This window comes from Paenibacillus litoralis (assembly GCF_046244365.1).
GTDB lineage: Bacteria > Bacillota > Bacilli > Paenibacillales > NBRC-103111 > Paenibacillus_V.
The window spans coordinates 1,747,655-1,766,772 of record NZ_CP176395.1 but is presented as its reverse complement, the minus strand read 5'-3'; the positions used below and the strand labels follow the sequence as shown (position 1 = coordinate 1,766,772).

17 protein-coding genes are annotated in these 19,118 nt (G+C 55.5%); 9 read left to right on the top strand and 8 right to left on the bottom strand.

Going from position 1 to position 19,118, the window contains the following annotated elements:
- Positions 1-273: 273 nt before the first annotated feature.
- The 4 genes from ACKGJP_RS07345 (at position 274) to ACKGJP_RS07330 (ending at position 5,293) form a co-directional block, all read left to right on the top strand.
- On the top strand, positions 274-1,023 hold the full coding sequence (locus ACKGJP_RS07345) for an SDR family NAD(P)-dependent oxidoreductase (RefSeq protein WP_409345013.1): 750 nt from the start codon (positions 274-276) through the stop codon (positions 1,021-1,023).
- A gap of 24 nt (positions 1,024-1,047) precedes the next feature.
- Positions 1,048-2,361: a M20/M25/M40 family metallo-hydrolase gene (locus tag ACKGJP_RS07340; protein ID WP_409345012.1), complete on the top strand. Its 1,314-nt coding sequence runs from the start codon at positions 1,048-1,050 to the stop codon at positions 2,359-2,361.
- Positions 2,362-2,410: 49 nt separating this feature from the next.
- A complete protein-coding gene (locus ACKGJP_RS07335; protein WP_409345011.1) occupies positions 2,411-3,622 on the top strand; it encodes an ROK family protein in 1,212 nt (403 codons plus the stop codon).
- 777 nt (positions 3,623-4,399) lie between these two features.
- The gene (locus ACKGJP_RS07330) at positions 4,400-5,293 is read left to right on the top strand and encodes a helix-turn-helix domain-containing protein (protein WP_409345010.1); all 894 of its coding nucleotides are present in this window, start codon (positions 4,400-4,402) and stop codon (positions 5,291-5,293) included.
- 191 nt (positions 5,294-5,484) lie between these two features.
- Here ACKGJP_RS07330 and ACKGJP_RS07325 read toward each other — a convergent pair whose 3' ends face one another.
- Positions 5,485-7,380, bottom strand: a complete 1,896-nt coding sequence (locus ACKGJP_RS07325; protein ID WP_409345009.1) for a PrkA family serine protein kinase — start codon at positions 7,378-7,380, stop codon at positions 5,485-5,487.
- A gap of 366 nt (positions 7,381-7,746) precedes the next feature.
- Between ACKGJP_RS07325 and ACKGJP_RS07320 the strand changes: the two genes are divergently transcribed.
- Together ACKGJP_RS07320 and ACKGJP_RS07315 are read left to right on the top strand one after the other, a co-directional pair.
- Entirely contained in the window at positions 7,747-8,454 is a 708-nt protein-coding gene (locus ACKGJP_RS07320; RefSeq protein ID WP_409345008.1) for a DUF2161 domain-containing phosphodiesterase, read from the top strand.
- Positions 8,455-8,616: 162 nt separating this feature from the next.
- The gene (locus ACKGJP_RS07315) at positions 8,617-9,720 is read left to right on the top strand and encodes a polysaccharide deacetylase family protein (RefSeq protein ID WP_409345007.1); all 1,104 of its coding nucleotides are present in this window, start codon (positions 8,617-8,619) and stop codon (positions 9,718-9,720) included.
- A 33-nt stretch (positions 9,721-9,753) separates the two neighbouring features.
- Here ACKGJP_RS07315 and ACKGJP_RS07310 read toward each other — a convergent pair whose 3' ends face one another.
- Together ACKGJP_RS07310 and ACKGJP_RS07305 are read right to left on the bottom strand one after the other, a co-directional pair.
- Complete coding sequence (locus tag ACKGJP_RS07310) at positions 9,754-10,740, bottom strand: Gfo/Idh/MocA family protein (protein ID WP_409345006.1); 987 nt, start codon at positions 10,738-10,740, stop codon at positions 9,754-9,756.
- Complete coding sequence (locus ACKGJP_RS07305; RefSeq protein ID WP_409345005.1) at positions 10,737-11,744, bottom strand: Gfo/Idh/MocA family protein; 1,008 nt, start codon at positions 11,742-11,744, stop codon at positions 10,737-10,739. Before ACKGJP_RS07305 ends, ACKGJP_RS07310 begins: the two co-directional genes overlap by 4 nt.
- A 135-nt stretch (positions 11,745-11,879) precedes the next feature.
- On the opposite strand from ACKGJP_RS07305, the gene ACKGJP_RS07300 reads away from it, so the two are divergent.
- Together ACKGJP_RS07300 and ACKGJP_RS07295 are read left to right on the top strand one after the other, a co-directional pair.
- The gene (locus tag ACKGJP_RS07300) at positions 11,880-12,764 is read left to right on the top strand and encodes a helix-turn-helix domain-containing protein (protein ID WP_409345004.1); all 885 of its coding nucleotides are present in this window, start codon (positions 11,880-11,882) and stop codon (positions 12,762-12,764) included.
- A 166-nt stretch (positions 12,765-12,930) separates the two neighbouring features.
- On the top strand, positions 12,931-13,059 hold the full coding sequence (locus ACKGJP_RS07295) for a hypothetical protein (protein WP_409345003.1): 129 nt from the start codon (positions 12,931-12,933) through the stop codon (positions 13,057-13,059).
- Positions 13,060-14,137: 1,078 nt separating this feature from the next.
- Here the strand turns inward: ACKGJP_RS07295 and ACKGJP_RS07290 are convergent.
- The 4 genes from ACKGJP_RS07290 to ACKGJP_RS07275 all read right to left on the bottom strand — a co-directional run bounded on the left by ACKGJP_RS07290 (position 14,138) and on the right by ACKGJP_RS07275 (position 16,607).
- Positions 14,138-15,040, bottom strand: a complete 903-nt coding sequence (locus tag ACKGJP_RS07290; RefSeq protein ID WP_409345002.1) for an NAD(P)/FAD-dependent oxidoreductase — start codon at positions 15,038-15,040, stop codon at positions 14,138-14,140.
- A gap of 181 nt (positions 15,041-15,221) precedes the next feature.
- Positions 15,222-15,710, bottom strand: coding sequence for an NUDIX domain-containing protein (locus ACKGJP_RS07285; RefSeq protein WP_409345001.1), 489 nt, complete (start codon positions 15,708-15,710; stop codon positions 15,222-15,224).
- 133 nt (positions 15,711-15,843) lie between these two features.
- Complete coding sequence (locus tag ACKGJP_RS07280) at positions 15,844-16,128, bottom strand: hypothetical protein (RefSeq protein ID WP_409345000.1); 285 nt, start codon at positions 16,126-16,128, stop codon at positions 15,844-15,846.
- A gap of 122 nt (positions 16,129-16,250) precedes the next feature.
- On the bottom strand, positions 16,251-16,607 hold the full coding sequence (locus ACKGJP_RS07275) for a hypothetical protein (protein WP_409344999.1): 357 nt from the start codon (positions 16,605-16,607) through the stop codon (positions 16,251-16,253).
- Positions 16,608-16,899: 292 nt separating this feature from the next.
- On the opposite strand from ACKGJP_RS07275, the gene ACKGJP_RS07270 reads away from it, so the two are divergent.
- Positions 16,900-18,093: an MFS transporter gene (locus tag ACKGJP_RS07270; protein WP_409344998.1), complete on the top strand. Its 1,194-nt coding sequence runs from the start codon at positions 16,900-16,902 to the stop codon at positions 18,091-18,093.
- A 63-nt stretch (positions 18,094-18,156) separates the two neighbouring features.
- On the opposite strand, the gene ACKGJP_RS07265 is transcribed toward ACKGJP_RS07270, so the two are convergent.
- Complete coding sequence (locus ACKGJP_RS07265) at positions 18,157-19,092, bottom strand: NAD(P)/FAD-dependent oxidoreductase (RefSeq protein WP_409344997.1); 936 nt, start codon at positions 19,090-19,092, stop codon at positions 18,157-18,159.
- Positions 19,093-19,118: the final 26 nt, after the last annotated feature.

Sequence of the window (19,118 nt, the reverse complement as noted above, 5' to 3'; positions counted from 1 at the left end):
TCGGCCTTTAACCTTGTTCTATCATAATGGAAAAAATATACGGTTACTTCCGCCCCACGCGGTAAATGCATTTCGGTCTCCAGACCGATGCGCGATTATTCCTATACCCATTATCCGCAAATCTCACATAGATCCGGAACAAGAGCACTCTCCCATACAACTGATCCAAAAACGACTAAATAAGTGTTGTACGCAGTTGCGCCGTGACATATAATGGTTGTGAATTAGTTTGTTAAATAACTTAATTAACTAAATGCGGGAGGCATGGCAACCATGCGTTTGAAAGGCAAAATAGCGATCGTCACCGGCGCGGGACGGGGAATCGGCGAATCCATCGCGCGCAAATTTTTGCTGGAGGGGGCGACCGTCGTCATTTGCGACGCGCTGAAGGCGCGCATTGAGGAAACCGCCGGCAAGCTGGCGGCCCTCGGAACCGTTACGCCTTTTGCGGTGGACGTTACGAAGCGCGAGGATGTGCAGGCCATGATCGACGAAACGGTCCGGCAATACGGACGGATCGACATCCTCGCGAACAACGCGGGAATCGCCCGTTTCGAGCCGTTCCTTGAGATTGAAGACAAGAACTGGAACGATACGCTGGCCGTCAATTTGACCGGCACGTTCATCGTCTCGCAGATCGCAGCGCGCGTCATGGCGAAGCAAAAATCCGGCGTCATCGTCAACATGGCGTCGACGAACGGCATCCTCGGCGAGGAAGCGCTTGCTCATTATAACGCCTCCAAGGCCGGTATCGTACTGCTCGGCAAGACGATGGCGATCGAGCTAGCCCCGTACGGCATCCGTGTCAACTCGATATGCCCGGGCGCGATTCAAACGGACTTGGCGCTGGAAGGCGGACAGCCCGCAGAAGAGCTGCAGCAATATTTGGCCAAAATCCCGCTCAAACGCCGCGGCTCGACCGAGGAAGTGGCGAACGCGTTCGCTTTCCTCGCTTCCGACGAAGCGTCATTTATTACCGGTACGGAGCTTGTTGTCGACGGCGGCCAAATATGCCAGGAATAATACGTCCATAGGGAGAGAAAAACGATGACGGCTAACGTAAACATGGAGATCGAGGACCGGATCGACCGCTGGGTCGACGGGAAAGCGGAGCATATTTTGCAGTTGAACCGCTCGCTCGTTTCGGTTCCAAGCGAAAACCGCGTGCCTTACGGGGATGAAACGCGCGTGCAGGAGGTCGTATACGGCCTTTTGGAGAGGTTCGGCTGCGAGATGGATCGTTTTACGCCGGACGAGGTTGCCGGGATCAAGGAGCATCCGGCTTATTTGGCAGGGCGCCACTACGAGAACCGATTCAATGTAGTCGGCCGGAAGAAAGGCGCCGGAGCTGGAAGGTCGCTGCTGTTTTCCGGACATATGGATACGGTTCCGCGCGGGGACGAGCCGTGGTCCGTCGATCCTTTTGCAGGCGAGGTTCGGGACGGCAAGCAGTACGGACTCGGCATCTTCGATATGAAGGGCGGCATGGTTGCGGCGATCGCTGCGCTTCAAGCGCTTGACGAGCTCGGCATCCGGCTGGCCGGCGACGTTCTGATCGAGACGGTCGTCGACGAAGAATACGGGGGAGCGAACGGTACGCTTGCGGCGAGACTTCGCGGATATAAGGCGGATGTTGCGATCGTGCCGGAGCCGACGAATTTGACCGTTAGTCCGGAAAATCAGGGCGGCGGTATGTACCGCATCACGTTTCACGGCAAAGCGGGACGGTCGTTCAGCGGCGAGGAGCCGGTCAACCCCGTTTTCGCGGCGGCGCGCTTCCTGCTGCTGTTCCGCGAGTATCAAGCCGCACACGCTCTGAAAAAGCCCGCCTCCGCATGGTTTTCGAACGATCCCGGGCTGACCTCGTATATTCAGGGCGTTCGCGCCGGCGCCGTCCACGTGCCGCTTCAAGACCGGACGCCGGGCACATGCTCCATCGACGTCTGGATCCAGTGCTATCCCGAAACCGGCGAAGACGAGCTGTTTGACGACTTCGTGAGCTTCATGACGCGGCTGAGCGAAGCCGACGAGCTTCTATCCGGTACGGATATCCGCTACGAAAAGCTGATCCGTTTCCTGCCGGGAAGCGGTATCCCGGACGGTCACGATATTTTGCCGTTGACCAGCGCGATCGGAAAACGCTATTATGAGCAGGGACTTCCGGTTCGCGGCGCGGCCTTCGCCTGCGACTCGTTCATGTTCAACCTGCATAGCGACACCCCGGCTATCGTCTGGGGGCCGAAAGGCGGCAACGCCCATGCGCCCGATGAATTTATCGATATCGAGGATTTTCTGAATCTGGTCAAAATGTTCGCGCAAACGATGGTCGCCTGGTGCGGCGTTGCTGAGGTTACGGCCTGAACTAAATAAATTTCCAAGATACAAACCATAGACTGGAGTACGTTGCGGCATGCTGCTCAAAAGAAACGACTCGAAACGGACAAACAAACTGAATATTTTGCAGCTGGCGAGGCACGCGGAAGAAACGACGAAGCCCGAACTTGCGAAGACGCTCGGCATCAGCATGCCGACGTCCTCCAGTCTCGTCGACGAGTTGATCGGCGAAGGTTTTCTGAAAATAAGCGGCGTCGGCGCATCAACCGAGCAGGGCGGCAAGAAGCCCAAGCTCATTACGGTTAACCCCGTAGGCCGGTTCGCCGCCGCTCTCCACATCGGCGCGCGCCAAGTGGAGGGGGCCGTCGTCGACCTGCTCGGCGGCCTGCATCACCGGATCGCAGAGCCTTTGCCGCCACATCCGTCGCAGCAAACGGTAGGCTCGACGCTAGCGGCAGTCGCCGGCCGCGTGCTGAAGCTGGCACATGGCTCCGGCATGCCGGTCGTCGGCATTGGAGTCGGCTTACCCGGGCTTGTAGTCCGGCATTTAGGCTCGACGACCGCAGTCAATTTCGCGGAGGTGAACGGACTGCGCATCGACCGCGAACTGGAGTCGTTCGGACTCCCGGTTTGGATCGACAACGAGTGCCGAAACTCGGCGCTGGCGGAGCAGTGGTTCGGGCTCGGCAAGCGGAAGCGAAATTTCATCAGTTTGTTCACTGACGGAGGAATCGGCGCAGGCCTGCTGATCGACGGCCATATGGTACGCGGTATGGACGAAAGCTTCGGCGAGGTCGGCCATACGGTTGTGCAAATGGGCGGCCGTCCTTGCCGCTGCGGAAATCGGGGCTGCTGGGAGACGTACGCGTCCTCCGACGCCTTGCTCGCGAATGTACGGGAGTGTCTGCCCGGTTCCAATTGGCTGAACGCCCGCGTGCAGGACGGCGAACCGCTGACGGTTCGGCTTGTCGCCCAGGCTGTAGAGCATGGCGATGCCGGAGCTCTGCTGGCGGCGATTGACGAGCTTGGCGATTATTTGGCGGTCGGCCTCGGCAACATCGTCAATCTGTTTAACCCGGAGCTCATCGTCATCCATGGCGAAATGACGATGCTCGGGGAGCGGCTGCTGGGCCGCGTTCGCCAAAGCATGCAGGGGAAGGCGCTTCCCGCAGCGGCCAGCCGCGCGGAAATCCGCTTCACCGGCTTTGGCGAACACGCCAACCTGATCGGCGCCGGATCGCTTGCCTGGAAAGAGGCGTTCGACCAGCCGGAGCTGCTGTTTCCGTAGCAAGCAGCGGCACCGGCACCGGCCGTTGCTATAAGTGGCTCCGTCTAGCCGGAGCCTCATAGTGGAGTGTCAATCTGCGGGGAGGGCGCTTGCCGGCGGGAAACATAAATTCCGGCGTTGTAAAGCGGTGAAGAAAACGAAAGTCGCCTGAGCAGGCGTCCGATCTACCCCGTATGGAAAATAGAACTTAGGTTCATTATTTATGAACCAATGTTCACTATTTGCCATGCCGGGAAGGGGAATTCCACCGTTTAGTGAATCAGACGTCCCTAAACTACGCTAAGGTTCACTATTAGTGAACCTCTATTCACTATCGACTCTGCAATTGGCATTGAGGGCATAAATAGTGAATTTAGGTTCATTATTAGTGAATCCGGGTTCACTAAGGCTGGAGCCAGCAGACTGGAAGCTCCCTAGCCCTTACTGTTACTCTCCCCAGCGCCAACGTTTCAGCAGCCGCACGACCGCTTAACTCGCACAACTTCCGCTTCTCACATTAACTAACCTAAACTCACTGCCTCACCCCAGCCAGCTCCTTACTGTTACTCTCCCTGCACCAACGTTTCAACACCGCACCACCGCTTAACTCGCACGACTTCCGCGCTTCTCACATTAACTAACCTAAACTTGCTGCCTCACCCCAGGCAGCCCTTACTGTTACTCTCTATACGTCAACGTCTACCTACCGCACTGCCGTTAACTCACGCGTGCCTCGCTTCAGCCCCTGCCGATCCTCTTCCCTAACACTAACGAATCTACGCTGCCAGAAAAAAGTACGTGCTTCGCAGCGACCTCACGATCGACAATCTGTATACGTTCCACTATTTCGAGTTATCCCGTAACTTTTACTCGACGGGCGAGAAGCACGATTTCTGGGAGTTCATCTATGTAGATAAAGGCGAAATGCATATTTATACGGATTTCGGGGAGTACCGGCTGACGCAGGGCGAGGTGTTTTTCTATAAGCCGAATTTGTTCCACAGGGGGGGAGCGAACTCGCGGGAAGCCACGAATTTGATCATCCTGTCCTTCGATAGCCGCTCTCCGTGCATGACGCTTTTCGAAAATAAGCGGTTTCGGCTCGATGAAAGCGACAGGCTCATTCTGGCGGAGATGGTGCGGGAGGGGATGGAGGCGTTCGATCCGCCCATCAAATGGTTTATCCCGTACTTGACCGGACGCGAGGACGGCCCCTTCGGGGGCGAACAGCTGATCAAAAACTACCTCGAAATCTTCTTGATCCGCTTGATCTGCAAAAACGCCGTAAGCAGCGATAGCCAAGGGGACGCCAAGCCTTCTTCCGCCATGCGCGAAAATACCGAAGCCGATCTTGCCCAAAGCATCATCAGCTTCATGGAGGAGAATATAGCGGCAAACCATACGCTGGACGAGCTATGCAAAATGTTCTCGATCGGCAAAACGCAGCTCAAAACGCTTTTCAAAAAGAAAACCGGCCGCAGCTGTCTGGAATTTTGGAAGCATCTCAAAATCGAACGGGCAAAAGCGTTCATCCGCGAGGAGTCGCACAACATAACGGAAATCGCCGAACGGCTCGGCTACAGCACCGTCCATTATTTCTCCACCGATTTCAAAAAAGCGACGGACATGACGCCGACCGACTACGCCCGTACCGTACAAGCGCGGCTGACGTCGAGCCGCAAATCGTTCTGAACGGATGACTCGGTCACCCTGCAAGCTGCGATTGAATCAGGATTCCGTTCCTTTGCGGGGCTTCGAAACAACGGCAAAAAACCACCAACCGAAAGGTTGGTGGCGCATACTTCTCCGTTCGTCATTCACATGCCTTGCCAAGCCATGCATTTCCCCCGCAACCGGGCGTGTTCTTCCTGCAGCGCCTGTTACTATCTGTTCAGCAAGCTTCCCACATACTTCAGCAATTCGTTGGCGCATACCGGGCAATAGCCGTTATGGTCGATCAGCCTTGCGGTTACTTCGTTGATCCGCTTCAGCTGCATTTCGTCCGGCGTTTTCGTCGAGGTCGTAATTTTGACGATATCCTTCAGGTCCGTAAACAGCTTCTTCTCGATCGCTTCGCGCAGCCGCTCATGCGTGTTGTAGTCGAACTTCTTCCCTTTGCGCGAATACGTCGACATCCGGATCAAAATTTCTTCGCGGAACGCCTTCTTCGCGTTCTCGGAAATGCCGATCTGCTCCTCGATCGACCGCATCAGCCTTTCGTCCGGGTCCATCGTCTCTCCGGTCAGCGGATCCTTCAGCTTACCCCAGTTGCAGTACGCTTCGATGTTGTCGAGGTAGTTTTCGAACAGCGTCTTCGCCGACTCCTCGAAGGAATAAACGAACGCCTTCTGGATTTCCTTCTTCGCCAGCTCGTCGTACTCCTTGCGCGCCGTCGAAATGAAGTTCAAGTAGCGCTCCCGCTCATCCTTCGTGATCGAAGGATGCTGGTCGAGTCCGTCCTTGATCGCACGAAGCACATCCAGAGCGTTGATGCAGCTGACGTCGTGACGGATGAGCGCGCTCGAAATCCGGTTGATGACGTAGCGGGGATCGATGCCCGTCATCCCTTCCTCCATATATTCGTTCTGCATTTCCTTCAGATCCGCTTCCTTGTAACCCTCAATCGCTTCGCCGTCGTACATGCGCATTTTTTTGACCAGATCCATGCCTTGTTTCTTCGTTTCCTTCAAGCGGGTAAGTATGGAGAAAATAGCCGCCGCGCGCAGGCTGTGCGGGGCGATATGAATATGGCTCATGTCGCTCTGGCCGATGAGCTTGTGGTATATTTTTTCCTCCTTCGACACCTTCAGGTTGTAAGGAACCGGCATGACGATCATCCTCGACTGCAGCGCTTCGTTCTTCTTGTTGGCAATGAACGCTTTGTACTCGGATTCGTTCGTATGCGCCACGATCAACTCGTCAGCGGAAATAAGCGCGAACCGTCCCGCCTTGAAATTGCCCTCCTGCGTAAGCGACAGCAGGTTCCACAAAAACTTCTCGTCGCATTTGAGCATTTCCTGGAATTCCATGATGCCGCGATTGGCTTTGTTCAGTTCCCCGTCGAACCGGTAGGCGCGCGGATCGGATTCCGAGCCGAACTCCGTAATGGTCGAAAAGTCGATGCTTCCCGTCAAATCGGCGATATCCTGCGATTTCGGGTCGGACGGACTGAACGTTCCGATACCGGTACGGGTTTCCTCGGACAGAACGACACGCTCGACCATTACGTTCTCGATCTGGCCTTCATACTCGGTTTTCAGCCGCATCTGGCAGGACGGACAGAGCGAGCCTTCGATTTTGACGCCAAGTTCTTGCTCCACGTCGGCGCGCAGCTCCTGGGGAATAAGGTGCAGCGGCTCTTCGTGCATCGGACAGCCTTTGATGGCAAACACCGCGCCTTCCTCCATACGCGAAAAGCGCTCCAGTCCCCGTTTGAGCAGCGTGACGATCGTCGACTTGCCTCCGCTCACCGGTCCCATCAGCAGCAGGATCCGTTTGCGGACGTCCAATCTTCTAGCGGCGGAATGGAAATATTCCTCTACCAGCTTCTCCAGCGTACGGTCGAGTCCGAATATATCGTTCTCGAAAAACGAATAGGTCACATGTCCGTTCTCCTCCGTGACACCGTTCGACGCGATCATCCGGTAGACACGCGCATGCGCGGTCATGGCGAGCTCTGGCTGCTGCCGAACCTTTTCGATATACTGCCTGAACGTTCCGCTCCATGCCAACCGTTCGTTTTCCGCCCTATGCTCGGAAATGCGTTTGAATATGTCCATGGTTGCCTCCTCCCATCTGCTCGTGTCCCCTTTGCGTGTCATGAAGCATCCTCCGGATGTCCTTCCAAGGTGAACGAAATAAGAAGCGTATTAAATACCTATGCAGGCTCGAAGGATAAGTTTACGGATTTTTACGGCAGACCAAAAAAAGTATTCCTATCGGGTATAACATAAATGTTCTCTTAGTGGTAATTAATGAATTGTGACATGTGTCCGTAAGATCCGGCATAAAAATGACATGGACGGCATTTTACTGTTGCTTGGCTCGATTTTTTGATACAAATTGTTTCATTTTCCGCGCAATATGCTATAATGAAGTCATTCAAACGGTAGCTTTTGATAGAAGATGACAAAGGAGCGCCGACCGTGCCGATTCAACATGAAACCGATCTGTATATGCCGGTCAAAACGTTTCTCGAGCAGCAGGGCTACACCGTCCGCGGGGAAGTGAAGAACTGCGATCTCGTGGCCGTCCGCGGCGAGGAGCCTCCTGTTATCGTCGAGCTGAAAAAGACGTTCAACCTGCCGCTGCTCATTCAAGCGATCGACAGGCTGGCCCATACCCCGAATGTCTACATGGCGGTGGAAATGCCGGATCACGGCCGTGCGCCGCATGGGCTTGGCTGGAACGATCTCGTGCGGCTGACCCGCATGCTCGGGCTTGGCCTGATGACCGTCCGGTTCTACAAATCGCGGAAGCCGAGAGTCGACATGATGTGCGACCCGACGCCTTATACGCCGCGCAAAAGCGCTCTCAAAACAGCCATGCTGCTGCGCGAGTTCAAGGAAAGAAGCGGCGATTATAACGTAGGCGGCAGCACCAGGCGAAAGCTCGTAACCGCTTACCGGGAAAAATCGCTTCAGCTCGCTTACCTGCTGAAGACGCATGGACCGCTCAGCACGCGCCAGCTGAGAGAGCAGACCGCCAATCCGAAGGCGACGACCATGCTGCAGGATAATTATTACGGTTGGTTCGAGCGCGTGGAACGCGGCACGTATAAGCTGACCGCACGCGGCGCCGCCGAGCTGGGCGATTTCGCGCACGTTATCGGCGATTCGCCGTCAGGTACATAATGCCCGTTGATCCGGGCAATCGCTTGCAGCGGCTCCGCTAGCCATTCCGAATAGCGAGAACGAACGGCATTTCACAATGGACATCATCGATCAAACACATCCCGAACGCTTTCCTGTGGGCAAGCTAATTGTAAGCATACGCTAACGATAAGGGTGATGGTGATGAAGGAAAGGTTCGTATTCGGCTCCATGCTTGCGGCGCTGCTGCTGGGCATGCTTGCCGTTTCGCACGCTGCATTCGAGAAAGCGCCCGCTGCCGGAGAAGGCATTGCCTTAAGTTCCGTTCCCGTGGAATTCGGGACCGGCGTTTATTTCACGGCGCGCCGGAGCCCGGCTGACGATGCCGTACCGCGCCTTCCGGATGCGCAATCCGGCGCCGACGCTGCTTCGGGCGGCGATTCGGCAGACGGCGGCGGCGCAAGCGGCCCCGCCGAAGACGCGGCCGCGGTTACGGACGCGAGTGCCATAGCCGCGGCCGCACCGGCGGAGCTCGAAGCGCCGCCTGCAGAGCAGCCGAGCGCAGCGGAGGCTGCCGCCAAGGTTGCGCCGCTGGCAGCGGCCGTCAAAAAGCCGGTCACCGTCACGGCGGCCACATACAAAGGACGCACCGTATCCATTCCGGTGCTCAACTATCACAGCGTGGACTATGATCCCGGCAACATCGTCGCCATCACGCCGGAGAAGCTCGATGAGCAGATGGCTTTCCTCGCGGAGAACGGCTTCGAGCCGCTTACGCTGGACGACTTCTTCTTGATTCTCGAGGGCGGCTTGGAGCCCCCGGACAAACCGGTGCTCCTGACTTTCGACGACGGTTATGCCGACAATTATAAGAACGCAATGCCGATTATGAAAAAATACGGCTTTCCCGCCACGATGTTCATGTCGCCCGGCATGATCGGGCAGGATTGGTACGTCAACTGGGAGCAAGCCAAGGAAATGAAGGAAGCGGGCTGGGACATTCAGCCCCACGGCATGACCCACCCGCATTTGCCGAGATTGACGGCGGAGGAACAGGCGAGCGAGATCACCGAGGCGCGCAAGCAAATCGAGGAGCAGCTGGGAGGAACGGCAGTCGTCTTCTGCTATCCGTATGGGGAGTTCAATCGCGATACGTTACGTATCCTTGAGGACAATCGCTTCCGTTACGCCTTCACGATCCAACAAGGCCGCACGGATGCGTCGCAGCCCAAATTTCAATTGAAGCGCATCTTCGTCAACGGCGAAGAATCCCTAAAAACATGGAAGCAGAGATTGACCGGCAAATAATGCCGGCAATCTCTGCTTTTTTTGGCAAGCTGTTTATATCGAAACCGACTGTCCCTGCTTGACCGACTGATAGCCGGCAAGCGCAACTTCGGCCGAACGCAAGCCGTCCGTTCCCGAGATCGGTACCGGTTCTCCCGAGAGCAGCGCCGTAACGAACGCTTTCACCATGTACTCGTCCATCCCGTCGCCCCAGAAGCTCCATACGCCTTTCCCTGTCGCGTCGCTGTAGAGCTCGTTGCTCTGCGCGAAGGCGTCGACCGACATCTGGCCCTTCGTGCCGATAATCTCCATCGTCACGTCGCCCCATGTCGGGAACGACTTCGGTCTCGACCAGCTCGTATCGAGCACCCCGAACGCGCCGTTCGCGAATTTGACATGAATCATGCCGGCATCGTCCACTTTAAGCCCCTCATGGAACAACGTCGCGGCGTAGGCGTATACGTCGGTCACCTTCGAGCCGGTGAACCAGTTCATCAAATCCATTACGTGAACGGTATGATCCAGCAGCGCTCCCCCTCCGGACAGGCTCGGCTCCGTAAACCAGCCGCCCGGCATCGAACCGCGGTTCGTCCCCTTGATCGCAACGATATCGCCGATTTCACCGCTTTCGACCGCTTTCTTCGCATTCACTACCGAGGCCAGGTAGCGGCACGGAAACGCCGTCATCAGCTGTACGCCGTTCGAATCGCAAGCTTCGATCATCCGCTCCATCTCGGCCACCGAGACGCCGAGCGGCTTTTCGCACATCACGTGCTTGCCCGCTTGAGCGGAAGCGATAACGTGCTCGGCGTGCTTGACGTTCTCCGAGCAAATGACCACGGCGTCGGCATCCGTCTTCAGCAATTCGCGGTAGTCCTCGTAATAGCGGATTCCGTGCTTGTTTACTACAGCCTCCACCCGGCTTTTCTCCTCATCGGCGATACCGACGATTTCCACTTCAGGCAGTGCCAGAAGCGAGTGAACGTACGAATGAGCGTGACCGTGAGCGAAGCTGATCATGGCAACCTTCAATGTTTTCATAATGGCGATACCTCCCGCGTGTCTTGCCCGATCAGGACCGCTTTCCCGGTCCGGGCGGATTCGACTGCCGCCAAGGCGATTTCCAGCGCTTTATACGCATCCTCGGCCGTTACGACGGGCTCCCGGTTGTCGCGAATGCAGTCGATGAAATGACGGAGCTCCAGCAAATACGGATTTTCGTAGCCGGGGCTTTGCGGCACCTCCACGAATTGGCCGCCGCTTGTCGACGTCTGCTGCTTGCGGATTTGCAGCGATTTGGCTTTCGAGCTGTCGCAGCGGACGACGCCGCCCGTTCCGGCAAATTCCGCTGCCGTCATGAACGGTCCGGGATATCCCCAATGCGCTTCCAGATTAGCGACAGCTCCGCTTTCGAATACGAGCGTCGCCGTTGCGTAGTCCATTTGACCGTTCTGCGTGCGGAGCCCGAACACAGATCGGACTTCGCCTCCCGCCCAGCGCATGAAATCGATATCGTGAATCATCAGATCGAGTACGACGCCGCCGCTCTTGTCCTCTTCCAGGTACCAGGAGCGAACATCGCCAGGATGGCCGCCCACCCGCTTCGCGTGCGCCACGCCGAGCTTGCCGATCGAGCCGCCGTCGATCTGCCTTTTGATCTGCGCATATTCAGGGAAGAAACGGACGACATGTCCGACGAACAAGCGGACGCCGTTGCGCCGGCACGCCTCGATCATGTCTTCGGCATCCTGCAGATTGAGTGCGATCGGCTTTTCGCTGATGACATGCTTGCCCGCCTCCGCCGCTTCGATCGCGAACGTTTTGTGCATATAGCTTGGAAGCGTGACGCTCACCACTTCGCAGCCGCTCTGCTCCAGCATTTCGCGGAAGGACACGTACGCCTTGGCGCCCACCTTGGCGGCCGTCCTCTGCGCTTGCTCCTCAATAATGTCGCATACCCCGACTACCGTAACGCCGGGAATATTGGCGTAGCAGTCCGCGTGAACGTTGCCCAGTCCGCCGCAGCCGACAATCGCTACTTTCATCTCTATCCCTCTTCTCGGATTGTTGTATAATGGTGCTAGCTTCAACATACCGTCCGGAGCAGCGTTATTGTATGACAGGTTTTGCTGAATTACTATCCAAATTTGCCGGCTAGGGCCGTGCAGGAGCGAACCGCGATGAATATTTTCGAAGAGCCCATCCATTATCAGAACCCGCTTCTTTATATCAAAGTGAAGGAGTTTACGGCTACCCACAGCGTAACCTCCTGTTTTCCTTCCAACCCGACATGGCACTATCATAAAGAAGTCGAATTTCTCTATATACGATCCGGCGTACACGGCATCAACACGCTCAATCGGCGATACGTGCTGCATCCGGGCGACGTCATGGTGCTCGGCTCCAACCAGCTCCACTACGGCGGCAAGCTAAGCGACGAAGACCTGGTCTACATCGTGCTGCATGTCGACCTGCAGCCGTATTTCGATCCTCCGATGATGATGTACTATCCGCATTTTTCGGAGGTGCGCCACCCGCTGGAAATGCTGAACGACATGTTCCGGGAGGACGATCGTCTCCGGGAAGAAGTAGCCGGCTATATTACGCGCGTTCATGACGAGATCGAGGAAAAGAACAAAGGGTACGAGATCGCGGCCGGCATTTATATCCGGCATATTTTGCTGGCGCTGCTGCGGGGGGATAAGAAGGAGCTTCTCCAAGCGAACGATGCGGAAGGCGCGATTATCCTGCGGCCCATTCTGGAGCATGTCGAGCGGCATTTGAGCGAAAAGATCGACATGGAGCAGGTCAGCAAGCTCGCTAATATGAGCTATTTTTATTTCTCCAAATTTTTCAAAAAAACGATGGGGCTTACGTTTACCGAATACATCAACCGGAAGCGGATATTCCGCGCGGAGCAGCTGCTGCTTACCAGCAGCTTGACGATCACGGAGATTGCCGAAACGATCGGCATCGAGAACATGGCCCATTTCTACGAAATGTTCAAACGCTTTAACGGCTGCACGCCGAAACGCTTTATCCAAAAAATGAACGCGGGCGGGTGATGAACCCCGGATGCGCTGGATGATGGGACGGTGGAGAAATGCCTGGCCGGATGCCGGATTAGCTGCGTGCATGCGCAGATGGCGGGACCAAGAAACGGGCGTAGGCCGGGATGCGTGCATGCGCAGATGACGGGGCAAAGGAATGGGCGTAGGCCGGGATGCTTGCATGCGCAGATGGCGGGACGAAGGAGTGGGCGTAGGCCGGGATGCTTGCATGCGTAAATGGCGGGGCGAAGGAATGAGCGTAGCCGGGATGCTTGCATACGCAGATGACAGGGCGAAGGAATGGGCGTAAGTCGGGATGCGTAAATGGCGGGACGAAGGAATGGGCGTAGGCCGGGATGCTTGCATGCGCAGATGACGGGGCGAAGGAATGGGCGTAGGCCGGGATGCGTGCATGCGTAAATGGCGGGGCGAAGGAATGACGTAGGCCGGGATGCTTGCATGCGTAAATGGCGGGACGAAGGAATGGGCGTAGGCCGGGATGCTTGCATGCGCAGATGACGGGGCGAAGGAATGGGCCTAGGCCGGGATGCTTGCATGCCAGATGACGGGGCGAAGGAATGGGCCTAGGCCGGGATGCTTGCATGCGTAAATGGCGGGACGAAGGAATGGGCGTAGGCCGGGATGCTTGCATACGCAGATCGCGGGACGAAGGAATGACGTAGGCCAGGATGCTTGCATGCGTAAATGGTGGGGCGAAGGAATGAGCGTAGGCCGGGATGCGTGCATGCGCAGATGACAATCGTTTGGGCGCCTTGGGACGAGCAATAGACTATGCGCTCAATTGGGAAGAACAACTATCGTAGTGATCGTTTGAGATGAGCAACAATCGTATTAGCATAGGGGTTTGAGTGCTAGCTTCAAGCACGGGGCCGTTCCTCCACGTCGCTTGTTCGCTCGAATTCAGGAATCTCGTTAACTAACTGGAAAACCTGCATGTATTTCCAACAAACACATCAAAATTGCACTTTCTAACTGTAAAAACTCCATCTCCTTCGCCGTTTTCTCGAATCCTATAACATATTCGGCTCAATATACTGGAGGTTTTCCAGTTAGAGAAGTGAAGCAGTTTGCAAACAAAATAATAACTGTATGTTTTACAGTTAACGAGCCGGTTTAGCGGATCGTACAGGACATCGACCGCTTACACGAGACGGATCCGTCTCGAACGCCGCTCCTCGGCATTCCCCTCTCACTCCTCATCCCTCAATCCTCAATCCTCACTTCTCATCCCTCACTCCTCACTCCTCAATCCTCACTTCTCATCCCTCACTCCTCACTCATCACTCATCACTCCACCCTTCTCACCCTCCCTTCTCACCCTCTCACCCTCCTCACTCGCCCTACCTCCTAAGCTTTCGTATCGATTCCTAAAAATCCTCATTCGTCAAATCCGAATTGACGCCGATCGCCGCTCTACTTCCTTCGCCTGCCGCGATAATCACTTGCGAAGGAGCGACGACCGATGCATCGCCCGCCGCGTAAACGCCCTCGATATTCGTTCGGCCAAATTCGTCCGTAACAATCCCGCCGAGCGCGTTGGTCATGCAGCCAAGCGATTGTCCGAAGGAAGAGACCAGCACCGATCTTGGCGTTACGAAGCCTCCTTTGCAGGCAAATTCGACTCCGTCCTCGAATACGACCTTCTCCAGAGCTCCATTCGAGCCGGACAATTCGTCGATTTTCCGTTCGAAGACCGCAATGCCTTTCATCTCCAAAAGCACCTTCTGCTCTCTTGTCACAGCCGCTTGCCCGTTTGTGCATACCGCCAAGCGTTTGCTCCAGTTGAACAGCGTTTTGGCCATATGAAAAGCTTGCGGGCCTTCGGAAATCACGATCAGCGGCATATCTCTAAGCTCCCATCCGTCGCAGTACGGACAATTGAACAGGCTCTTGCCGTAATAGTCGCGAAGCCCGCTCACGGCGGGAAGCTCCTCCTTCAGACCGGTCGCCAAAATAACTTTGCGCGCTTGAAACAGTTCGCCCTGCTGCGACACCAGTTGGAACGACGCCGGAAAAGCGCGGCTGATCGAAACGATCGTCGCTCGCCGGGCTTGAACCGAGCTATACTTGCTTATGTCCCGATGGGCGATTCTCCTGAATTCGCCCGGCTCGATGCCGTCTCTCGTAATGAAGCCGTGCGACTCCCGGGTAACGGCATTCCGCGGATTGCCGTCGTCGAATAGAACGACATTCCGTCTCGCTCTGCCGAGCACAAGCGCCGCATTCAAGCCTGCAGGTCCTCCGCCGACGATCGCGCAGTCGAACGTCATATCCCTCACTCCTCTATCCATGCCGATTCCGGCCTACGAAAACCAAAGCCGGCGCTTCCGTTTATCCGGCCTTTGGACGATGCCGTCATTCGTTGCGGCTCTACTCAAATACTCCATTGTATGCACGGCCTTGGGCAATGGGAGAACGTATAATCAAAAATATGCCGGAGAGCTAGTACGGCTACGCTAAAGTGTAGACGTCATACTTGAAATATTTGTTATTGGTTTGGATAGCGTTCTCTGTCTTGTATAGCCCCGAGTTAGGCAAAGCGCTTTTATATGAACGCAAGATTTCTTGTGTCAAGCCGACAACTTGCGAATCCATGAGCACATCATCGATCGGTCTATATTGAACTTCCGATATCTCCGAACCATCGGCGGTTGCCTCGCCGGAAATCAAATCCATCTCAAAAAAGAAATGGATGCCGAGCTCGAATTCGTTGCCGTGTTCTTTTGTTCCTGTTCTTACTCCGATAAGCCTTTTAGGCCTTGCGCTAATACCCGTTTCTTCCTCAACTTCCCGTACTGCCGCTTCCTCGATCGTTTCTCCTTCCTCGACCAATCCGCCAGGTATCATCCAGTAATCTTTATTTGCCCCGTACGTAATCTTTACAAGCAGTACACGGTCGTCTTTGACAATGAGTCCGCCAGCCGAACAAATCACTTTCATGCTATCCCCCCAATACCATTTAATAGGATCCTATCACAAGCGAGTTATTGGATCAAAATATCAATGATCTATCGTTTAATAGAATACACCTATAATAAATCTGATAAACTAGTCTTATGCCGCTAAGCTACCCTTATTCAGAAAACAAAAAGAGAAACCGCCGTGCAGCTCCTCCTCCCCAAAGTTTCCCAACGTAACCGTCATTTGCGTATTTATTTTCGGTCCTTGTTGATACCGACGACTCCCATTTGGAAGCAAATCCGGAGAGCTGCTTAAACGATTTTTGTACATCCTCAAATTCACTCAAAAACGTATCGGGTTTCAAAGCGTGCAGCGTAAAAGAGGTATCCTCCGCGATCATTAATTGTTTTTTGCATATCTCCATAATCGCTGGACTGATGCGAATCGATTTATTCATGATGTGCCTATTCCTTTCCTGAGTCGATCCTGTTTAACCTTGCTTTTGACCTCGCGCCGTACTCATACTGCCGACCACAGCACGACAAAAAAACGCCGGCAACCGTCGCTGCCAGCGTCATTTTATAAAGACGTAATAAAATAGTGATAAATACGCTCGTCCACAAGCTTTACGTTCTCTTCGCCGATGAACTCGGCCAGCTTCGCATACGGCACGGAATCGTTTACGATCTCCCGCTGTACGGTAAAATCGCTTTGACCGTAGTTGTATACCGCGTCCGCAATCAAAAACATCATGTCCGGCTTGACGAACACCTCTCGAAACGTATGCTCTGCGGGATTGAGCGGCACGACCGTCAAATACGAGCATTTCGTATGCAATTTCGGATCGGTCGACTTACGATTGATGGCAGCCCCTTGCAAGAGCGGATAAGCAAACGGGGTACGCTGCACTGCCCGCCTCAAGGTTTTTTCGTCCATGATCTCTCCCCTTTTGCTGTTCAACTTGTTGTGCTTCTCTATTATGCGCTAGACGAATGCTCCGAACGAATCGGTTAACCGGTGAGTCGGAGCCGCAACGATCACACGTACAATCTCCTTTTTGCTCTATTGATAAATACCATCTGCCCACACCATTGTCAATGAAAAATGTCAATAATCATCGAGTATCCCGATTTGAACACCCTTCAATGGGGCTTTGGTATATGATCCGGACGATTTGTGTTACGATAACGAAGGCATCCCCCTACTAAAGCATTCGGAGGACTACGCAGTGAGATCGTTCGCCCTTACTTCCTATATGCAATACTTTCTGTCCGGCCTGGTCATTACGACCATCGGTTCCGTCATGCCCCAGCTGCTTGCGCATTACGAGTTGTCGTACACCGAAGGCGGACGATTGGTTTTTCTCGGTTCCGTAGGCTTCCTGCTCGGCGTGCCGCTCTCTTCCTATCTGATGAGCCGGATGAATGAAAAAAGCATTTTGTCGATTGCGGCCCTGCTCATCGCTATCGCTCAGCTCGGCATGTATACGCTGCCGCCTTTCGGATGGGTTTCGGCGTTCAACTTCATGAACAGCGTCGGCGTAGCCGCACTCGAAACGATCGTCGCCACGCTCATGATGGAAGTGTTCATCGGACGCCGCGCCGTCGTCATGAGCTATCTGGAGGTGTCCTTCGGGCTCGGCGCCTTGCTGATGCCGATCGTCGCCAGCTTGCTTATCGCTAACGGGGCTTGGCGCTTTTCGTTTCTCGTCACCGGAGCGCTTGCGATTGTCATGACGCTCATCTGGCGAATGATCGCGATCGCCAAAGACAAGGTTGACGTCAGCAAACGGCTTGACGCCAGCGAACCTCCGCCACAGACGATGACGCCGCGTAAAAAATGGCAGCTGCTTTCCCTCTTCGGGCTTATGATCGTTCTCTATGCCGGCATGGAGGGGAGCTTGAACAATTTCCTCTCCTCCGTCTTCATTGCCTACTTGGATCAGGTTCCTTATTACGCATCGCTCAGCATCGGCATTTTTTGGACGACGATGGTAATCGGACGGGCGGCGACGGGATGGATTATCCGCAAAATGTCCTATGGCCGCTTTCTGCTATGGAGCATGATTGGGACGCTCGCCGGCTTTATCCTCTTCATTCTGCTGCATCATGCCGCTGCCGGCTATGCGCTCGTTATGCTGCTCGGCTTTACGATGGCGGGCGTCTATTCGATCACGATGGTTTTCGCCAACCATACGTTTCCCGGATCGGAGCGTTTTGTGACAAGCTACATAACCGGTCTTGCCGGCTTCGGCGGCGCCGTCCTACCCGCCCTCGTCGGTTACTCGATGGACCATACCGGCACGGCTTCCGCGCTTTGGTTGGTTGCGGGCTTCGCCGCATTGTTCATTGCCGCTTTGCTGGCAACCTTCGCCCTGTACGGCAAAAAAGAAACGGCGTCAACCGCCGCAGAGCAAACCTAGCACTTAAGGCGAAGTATCGCTGACCGCAGCGCTCGCTTACATGCTCAGAGGCCGAGCGAAAGCTCAGCCTCCATCGCCCGCCGTTTGCTCCTCCGCGCTAAGCGTCTTATGGATCCAGATAGCGGCCATCGCGCCTTCTCCCATTGCGATCGTCACCTGCTCGGCGTGAACACCGGCGTCGCCGGCCGCCCATACGTTAGGGACGTTCGTCATTTTCGTGCGGGGGTCGGTGACGATATGCTTGTTCTCCAATCGCTCCACGCCAAGCTGGAGGGCAAGCCCCGTGCGCACCTCGTTGCCGCCGAAGGCGATGAATCCCCTCTCGCCGTCGATCGCCGTTCCGCTTGCAAGCACAACCCCGGTTATTTGCCCGTCGCCTTCTGTCCGAACGGCCGCTATCGCTTCTCCGACGGCTTCGATGCCGCGCTCCTTCAGCTTATCCGCAATCGCGGGTGAGATCGGACGAGTATCGGATTCGTGATTGATGTAAACGACGTCCCGGGTACGGGACGAAATCGCAAGCGCCATATTGGCCCCGACGTCGCCCGCCCCCATTACGATCGTTCGTCTTCCCTGCACCTCATACCCGTCGCAATCCGGGCAAACGTACACCGTCAAGCCGAGACAAGGCGATAGTCCCGGCAAATCCGGCATCCGGTCGAGCAGTCCCGTTGCCAGCAGCAGCGTACGTCCCCGAAAGGCTGCGCCGCTTTGTTTCGCTCCGCGAACCTCGAATGCGTCTTCGGACCTGCTAGCCGACACGGCCATGTCATCCTCGAAGCGAACGCCGTATCCGGCTGCCTGCTCTCTTCCGAGCTTACGCAGCTCGGGTCCGGAAATGCCGTCCGGCCAACCGAGCACATTGCGGTATCTCCTGCACATCGTGGAACGGCCGTGTCCCGCATCGACGACCAGCACGCTGCGGCCCGATCGGCCCAATTGAATGGCGGCCTGCAATCCGGCAATGCCGCCTCCGACTATGATGCAATCGTATAGCATCCTAAGTCCCCCTTCTAACCTGGAAG

What these genes read in the sequence shown, in the direction of transcription:
- ACKGJP_RS07275 (WP_409344999.1), bottom strand. Translation starts at nt 16,607, where the DNA reads ATGGACGAAAAAACCTTGAGGCGGGCAGTGCAGCGTACCCCGTTTGCT.
- ACKGJP_RS07340 (WP_409345012.1), top strand. Translation starts at nt 1,048, where the DNA reads ATGACGGCTAACGTAAACATGGAGATCGAGGACCGGATCGACCGCTGG.
- ACKGJP_RS07310 (WP_409345006.1), bottom strand. Translation starts at nt 10,740, where the DNA reads ATGAAAACATTGAAGGTTGCCATGATCAGCTTCGCTCACGGTCACGCT.
- ACKGJP_RS07265 (WP_409344997.1), bottom strand. Translation starts at nt 19,092, where the DNA reads ATGCTATACGATTGCATCATAGTCGGAGGCGGCATTGCCGGATTGCAG.
- ACKGJP_RS07325 (WP_409345009.1), bottom strand. Translation starts at nt 7,380, where the DNA reads ATGGACATATTCAAACGCATTTCCGAGCATAGGGCGGAAAACGAACGG.
- ACKGJP_RS07345 (WP_409345013.1), top strand. Translation starts at nt 274, where the DNA reads ATGCGTTTGAAAGGCAAAATAGCGATCGTCACCGGCGCGGGACGGGGA.
- ACKGJP_RS07290 (WP_409345002.1), bottom strand. Translation starts at nt 15,040, where the DNA reads ATGACGTTCGACTGCGCGATCGTCGGCGGAGGACCTGCAGGCTTGAAT.
- ACKGJP_RS07305 (WP_409345005.1), bottom strand. Translation starts at nt 11,744, where the DNA reads ATGAAAGTAGCGATTGTCGGCTGCGGCGGACTGGGCAACGTTCACGCG.
- ACKGJP_RS07335 (WP_409345011.1), top strand. Translation starts at nt 2,411, where the DNA reads ATGCTGCTCAAAAGAAACGACTCGAAACGGACAAACAAACTGAATATT.
- ACKGJP_RS07295 (WP_409345003.1), top strand. Translation starts at nt 12,931, where the DNA reads ATGCGCAGATGGCGGGACGAAGGAGTGGGCGTAGGCCGGGATGCTTGC.
- ACKGJP_RS07285 (WP_409345001.1), bottom strand. Translation starts at nt 15,710, where the DNA reads ATGAAAGTGATTTGTTCGGCTGGCGGACTCATTGTCAAAGACGACCGT.
- ACKGJP_RS07300 (WP_409345004.1), top strand. Translation starts at nt 11,880, where the DNA reads ATGAATATTTTCGAAGAGCCCATCCATTATCAGAACCCGCTTCTTTAT.
- ACKGJP_RS07315 (WP_409345007.1), top strand. Translation starts at nt 8,617, where the DNA reads ATGAAGGAAAGGTTCGTATTCGGCTCCATGCTTGCGGCGCTGCTGCTG.
- ACKGJP_RS07280 (WP_409345000.1), bottom strand. Translation starts at nt 16,128, where the DNA reads ATGAATAAATCGATTCGCATCAGTCCAGCGATTATGGAGATATGCAAA.